Raw genomic sequence first — 5,592 nt, 5'->3', positions numbered from 1 at the left:
CCCGGCCCGGACGCGCCGCAGCGCGACCGCCAGCCGCAGCTGCCGCCGCAGGCCCCGCAGCAGCCCCAGCCGCTGCCGTCGGCCGAGCCGGCGCCGGTGGAGAGCACCCAGCAGTTCGCCCGTCCGCGCTTCGAGGCCAGCCAGATCGACCCGCGCGACCCGCTGGGCCTCGGCCTGGTCGAGCCGGTGCTGCCGAACGTGCCGAACCCGCCGCGTCCGGAGCCGGTGCGCCAGGAGCAGGCCCCGCAGCAGCCGCAGCCGCTTCCGCTGCCGCACCAGGAGCCGATGGCGCTGCCGACCGGCCCGTCCGAGGCCGCGGGCCGACCGGGCGGCGAGGAGCAGCCCTGGTTCCCGCAGTCCGACGGCTCGCAGCAGGCGCGGCCGCGGCCGTACCAGCCGCGCCGCCCCGGCACCGCCGCACCGGAGTTCCAGCCGTCGGCCGACGAGCAGCGGGCTCCCCAGCCGGCTCCGCAGCAGCAGGCCCCGCAGCAGTCGCAGGGCCAGCCGCAGCAGAACCAGCAGCAGCCGCAGGGCCAGCCGCAGCCGGGCACCGGCGACGCGCCGTGGCGTCCGTCCGCGAACGACGAGCGCTGGCGCCGCGCCGAGCAGATCCGCGAGCCCTCGACCAGCGGTGTCACCATGTCGGGCCTGCCCCGGCGGACCCCGCAGGCCAACCTGGTCTCCGGCACCGCCGAGGCCTCGCCGCTGACCGGCCCGCAGGTCTCCCGGGCCCCCGAGGAGGTCCGCGGCCGACTGACCAACCTGCGCCGCGGCATCCAGCAGGGCCGCCGCGCCGGGGCCGAGCAGGCCGCCAACCAGGCGGGCCACCAGCATGGTGCCCAGCAGCCCGGATTCGATAGTTTCGGTGGCCGGAGCGACGGCAACGGCGCAGATCACCAGGAGCGTTGAGTTGAACCAGATGAGCCAGGCCGCACAGAACCTGAACTGGCTGATCACCAATTTCGTGGACAACACCCCCGGGGTGTCCCACACCGTGGTGGTCTCCGCGGACGGCCTCCTGCTGTGCATGTCCGAGGGCTTCCCCCGGGACCGCGCCGACCAGCTCGCCGCCGTCGCCTCCGGCCTCACCTCCCTCACCTCCGGCGCCAGCCGGATCTTCGAGGGCGGCGAGGTCAACCAGACCGTCGTCGAGATGGAACGGGGCTTCCTGTTCCTGATGGCCGTCAGCGACGGCTCCGCACTCGCCGTCCTGGCCGCGCCGGACTCCGACATCGGCCTCGTCGGCTACGAGATGGCCCTGCTCGTCGACCGCGCCGGCGCCGTCCTCACCCCCGCACTCCGCGCGGAACTCCAGGGCAGTCTCCTGCACTGACCGGGACCCGCGCGGCTCACCCACCGTCCCGACCGCGCCGGGTCCGACCCGACCGGACCCGGCGCCACACCCTCAGCTACCCTCAGGCAGCTGATCCCGCCTCAGCTGGCACCGCCCCAGCTGGAACCGGCTGCCCAAGGCTGCAGCACTAGGAGGACCCATGACCCCGCCTTCGACACCCGCCGGCCCGTACGGCAACGGGTACGGCAGCGGCTACGGCGGGCAGCAGTCCGACGGCTACGAGCAGCAGCCGCTGGTCCGCCCGTACGCGATGACCGGCGGACGGACCCGCCCCCGGTACCAGCTCGCCATCGAGGCCCTGATCTCCACGACCGGCTCGGCCGACCGGGCCGGCGGGCTGCTGCCCGAGCACGCCCGGATCGTCAGCCTCTGCCGCGAGGTCAAGTCCATCGCGGAGATCTCCGCACTGGCCGGCGTCCCGCTCGGTGTCGCCCGCATCCTCGTCGCCGACCTTGCCGAGGCCGGTCTCGTCGCCATCCACCAGCCCGCCGCCGCGGGCGAGTCGGGCGGAACGCCCGATGTCACGCTGCTCGAAAGGGTCCTCAGTGGACTTCGCAAGCTCTAACGCGGCCGCCCCCACCCGCGCCACCACCTCCGCGAAGATCGTCGTCGCGGGCGGCTTCGGCGTCGGCAAGACCACGCTCGTCGGCGCCGTCTCCGAGATCAACCCCCTGCGCACCGAAGCCGTCATGACCTCGGCCTCCGCCGGCATCGACGACCTCAGCCACGTCTCCGGCAAGACGACCACCACCGTCGCCATGGACTTCGGCCGCATCACCCTCGACGAAGACCTCATCCTCTACCTCTTCGGCACCCCCGGACAGGACCGCTTCTGGTTCATGTGGGACGACCTCGTCCGAGGCGCCATCGGAGCCGTCGTCCTCGTCGACACCCGCCGCCTCGCCGACTGCTTCCCCGCCCTCGACTACTTCGAGAACAGCGGACTGCCCTTCGTCGTCGCCCTCAACGGCTTCGACGGACACCAGCCCCACACCCCCGACGAAGTCCGCGAAGCACTCCAACTCGGCGCCGACCCCCCCGTCATCCCCCTCGACGCCCGCCGCCGCGACAGCGCCAAGAGCGCCCTCATCACCCTCGTCGAACACGCCCTGCTCGCCCGGCTCCGCTGAGCGAGGGGGGAACCGCACGGCCCCGACGGTCCGTCCCCCGCGACGGGCCGTCGGGACCGCGGTGCCTACCCGCGGGTGACCTCCGGGGGCCGCGCGCAAGACCCGTGTATAAGCAGCGGATAACAGTTCGGTAGGCATTTTGTGATCAACAATGACTCAGCGTGGCGAAACAGCGTCACTCAGCGCCAGGTGACCACGGTTTTGCTCCGTCATGTCGGTGAATGTCCAGAATGTACCGAGGCGGGTGCCGGACGGCGGCTGTTTGTCCCCCATCCCCGCACGTGCTGAAATTCCAGCTACCCCTGGTTTCTCCTGCGCCGGCCCCTACGGCGGCGGTTCAGGGCCCAGGGGTAGCGCTGGATTGATCCATGGCCGGCAGTCGGCCGAGAGGTAGTTGTCGAGTGAGGCGTAAGCAGCAACCCGCCCCGCAGCGGCGCTCCGAGCCCCGCCAGAGCGAGCCGAACGGTACCCCGGGGGACCCGGCCGGATTCTCCGCGTTCGCTCCCACCGAGGAACGCTCCCAGAGCACCGTCCCGGCTCCCGAGCCCCCGGCCGCGACACCCCGCGGCGGCGGCTCGTCGGGCGACGGCGGATCGAGCCGGTACGACTTCCTCCGCCCGCGCAACTGGCGCGTGCCGACCCGTCTGATCGCGATCCTGCTGATCCCCGTGACCATCAGTCTCGTCTTCGGTGGTCTGCGCGTGAACACCTCGGTCGACGGCTTCATCAAGGCCTCCCGCGCCGAGAAGACCGCGGAGCTGGCCAAGGCCGCGACCGAACTCGCCGAGGCGCTGGAGAACGAGCGCGACAAGACGCTCATACCCCTGCTCACCAAGCAGGACCCGAACAACGAGGTGGCCAAGCGCCGCGGCGCCACCGACGCCGCGCTGAAGGCGTACAACGCCGCCTACGCGGCCTCCGACAAGTCCGGTGAGCTCCCCCGGCGTCACGAGGCCTTCCAGACCCTGGTGGTCGACCTGCCGCACCTGCGGGCCAACGCGTACAACCCGGAGCTGTTCATCAGCGCCACGGCCAACGCGTACTCGGTGATGCTCGACCCGCTGCTGGCCTTCGACAACTCGGTCGGCCTGGGCTCCGCCAACGCCACCAGCAAGGGCCGCGCGATCTACGCGATGTCGCTGGCCAAGGCCGCGGCGTCGACCCAGCGCGCGCTGATGCTCAACCTGCTGGTCGGCATCTCGGCGAACGTCACCACGCGCTACGAGAACCAGGACGTGATCCAGCAGATCCTGATCTCGGAGAAGCTGGAACAGGTCTCCATCAACGAGTTCAACACCGGCAGCGCCCCCGAGGACGCCGCCAAGTACGCGGCCGCGCAGATCGCGCAGACCGCGGCCCAGGACCGCTCGGCGTACAAGATGCCCAACGGCGCGCCGCCCACCATGCAGGGCCTGCTCCAGCTCGGCGCCTCGTACAGCCAGGCCGCCGCGGAGGGCCAGCAGAAGGGCAAGGCGGTCGCCGACGCCGCGTACACCGAGGCGAAGAACGCCGGCCTGACCCAGGAGAACTGGAACCAGGCCACCGACACCCACATCCAGGCCCTGCGGAACACCGAGCTCGCGCTGCTGGACGAGGTCCTCACCGACTCCCGCAACCTGAAGGACAACGCGCTCTACGACGCCATCCTCAACACGGTCATCGTCGTCGCGGCGCTCATCCTGGCCGGCCTGCTGACCGGTTACGTGGCCCGCTCGATGATCCTCGGCATGCGCACCCTGCGCAGCGCCGCCCTGGAGATCGCCGACCACCGCCTGCCGGACCTGGTCGAGAAGCTCTCCAAGACCGACCCCGACCGGGTCGACACCTCGGTGACCCCGATCCCGCTGCACGGCAAGGACGAGATCGGCGAGGTCGCCCGGGCCTTCGACCAGGTCCACCAGCAGGCCGTGGCGCTCGCCGCCGAGCAGGCCCTGCTGCGGGGCAACGTCAACGCGATCTTCACCAACCTGTCGCGCCGCAGCCAGAGCCTGATCCAGCGCCAGCTGGCGCTGATCACCGACCTGGAGAACAACGAGGCCGACCCGGACCAGCTGGAGAACCTCTTCAAGCTGGACCACCTGGCCACCCGTATGCGCCGCAACGGTGAGAACCTGCTCGTCCTCGCGGGCGAGGAGGCCGGCCGCCGCTGGAACACCCCGGTCCCGCTGGTCGACGTGCTCCGCGCCGCCGCGTCCGAGGTGGAGCAGTACGAGCGCGTCGAGCTCTCCGGCATCCCGGAGGTCGACGTCGTCGGCGCCGCCGTGACCGACCTCGTCCACCTGCTCGCCGAGCTGCTGGAGAACGCCACCTCGTTCTCCAGCCCGCAGACCCGGGTGCTGGTCAACGCGACCCGCCTGCCGGACGGCCGCGTGCTGGTCGAGATCCACGACAAGGGCATCGGCCTCACCGCCGAGGACTTCGCGGAGATCAACGAGAAGCTGGCCGAGCCGCCCACGGTGGACGCCACCATCTCCCGCCGCATGGGCCTGTTCGTGGTCGGCCGGCTGTCCCAGCGGCACGACATCCGCGTCCAGCTCCGCCCGTCCGGCGAGTCCGCCGGCACCACCTCGCTGGTCATGCTCCCGCCGTTCGTCACCCAGTCCGGTGCGGCGCCGGAGCCGGACGAGCAGTTCACCGTCTCCCGGATCTTCGCCGAGCAGGAGCCGGCCGCCGAGTGGGCGCCGGACACCCGCGCCCGCAGCGCGGCCGAGCTCGGCTTCGACGACCACCTCACCGGCACCGGCAACGCCGGCTCCAGCGGGTTCAGCCCCGCCCTGGAGGCCGTCCAGCGCTCGCAGCGCCTCGACCAGGTCCGCCGCGCGGCCCTGGAGAGCGCCCCGCAGGCGCCGGTGGTCGACGCCGAGGTCGAGGAGGACTACCAGCAGGGCTACGACCAGTACGCCCCGCAGGGCTACGAGCAGCAGGGCCAGGCCGGCGAGCAGTACGCCGACGACCGGTACGGCTACGACCAGGGCGGCTACCAGCAGGACGGGTACGCCGACGACCAGTACGGCCGCCCGGCCCAGGACTCCCCGGCCGGCCACCCGTACGCCCCCGAGCCGCCCGCGCTGCCCGCCGCCGAGCCGCACGCCACCCTGCCGTCCGGGC

The 5,592-nt window shown here is 72.2% G+C and carries 4 protein-coding genes and 1 pseudogene; all 5 read left to right on the top strand.

The features are described 5' to 3' along the window. A pseudogene (locus AE652_RS47555) lies at positions 1 to 909 on the top strand (hypothetical protein); the annotation flags it as partial. Between the two features lie 10 nt (positions 910 to 919). Beyond that, on the top strand, positions 920 to 1,333 hold the full coding sequence (locus AE652_RS33860; RefSeq protein WP_030248297.1) for a roadblock/LC7 domain-containing protein: 414 nt from the start codon (positions 920 to 922) through the stop codon (positions 1,331 to 1,333). A gap of 160 nt (positions 1,334 to 1,493) precedes the next feature. Next, positions 1,494 to 1,919, top strand: coding sequence for a DUF742 domain-containing protein (locus AE652_RS33855; RefSeq protein WP_049658630.1), 426 nt, complete (start codon positions 1,494 to 1,496; stop codon positions 1,917 to 1,919). After that, on the top strand, positions 1,900 to 2,484 hold the full coding sequence (locus AE652_RS33850; RefSeq protein ID WP_049656398.1) for an ATP/GTP-binding protein: 585 nt from the start codon (positions 1,900 to 1,902) through the stop codon (positions 2,482 to 2,484). Before AE652_RS33855 ends, AE652_RS33850 begins: the two co-directional genes overlap by 20 nt. A gap of 401 nt (positions 2,485 to 2,885) precedes the next feature. Beyond that, positions 2,886 to 5,592 (top strand): nitrate- and nitrite sensing domain-containing protein (locus AE652_RS33845; protein WP_053112418.1); only part of this gene is annotated, 2,707 nt, incomplete at its 3' end.

Origin of the sequence: Kitasatospora sp. MY 5-36 (assembly GCF_001182915.1) — a bacterium.
In the GTDB taxonomy this organism is placed as follows: Bacteria; Actinomycetota; Actinomycetes; order Streptomycetales; family Streptomycetaceae; genus Kitasatospora.
Note: the sequence above shows the minus strand (reverse complement) of the source record. Positions and strands in the feature narration are given on the sequence as shown.

Excerpts from the sequence above, each read along its gene's own strand:
- AE652_RS33855 (WP_049658630.1), top strand. The coding sequence starts at position 1,494 with ATGACCCCGCCTTCGACACCCGCCGGCCCGTACGGCAACGGGTACGGC.
- AE652_RS33860 (WP_030248297.1), top strand. The coding sequence starts at position 920 with ATGAGCCAGGCCGCACAGAACCTGAACTGGCTGATCACCAATTTCGTG.